A 252-nucleotide genomic window follows, 5' to 3' on the forward strand; every position below is an offset into this window, starting at 1 on the left:
GCATATGGGGGACAATTCGCCGCCTGCAAGGCGATTCGCCAAAGCCCCCTCGAAAATCGCTGAAATCTTAAAGAAAATCGCATGGACCGCCGAAGACACACCATAGTCGTTCAGCGTCGAGCGCCCTTCCCTGCCAGTCGATAATCGCAATCGTCAGCTTCTCCGCCCGCGCCGGAGACATCTCGGGGACTACGGCAGCAGCGGTCGAATAAAGTAGCGTAACGGAAACTGGAGCGGGTAGCGGGAATCGAA

At 57.1% G+C, this 252-nt stretch carries 1 protein-coding gene; it reads right to left on the bottom strand.

The genetic code is table 11. The features are described 5' to 3' along the window. Nucleotides 1-67 precede the first annotated feature (67 nt). On the bottom strand, nt 68-252 hold a 185-nt coding region (locus AF337_RS44740; protein WP_210168091.1), incomplete at its 5' end, for a hypothetical protein.

The sequence above is a fragment of the Rhizobium ecuadorense genome (genome assembly GCF_001187535.1).
Classification (GTDB): Bacteria; Pseudomonadota; Alphaproteobacteria; order Rhizobiales; family Rhizobiaceae; genus Rhizobium; species Rhizobium ecuadorense.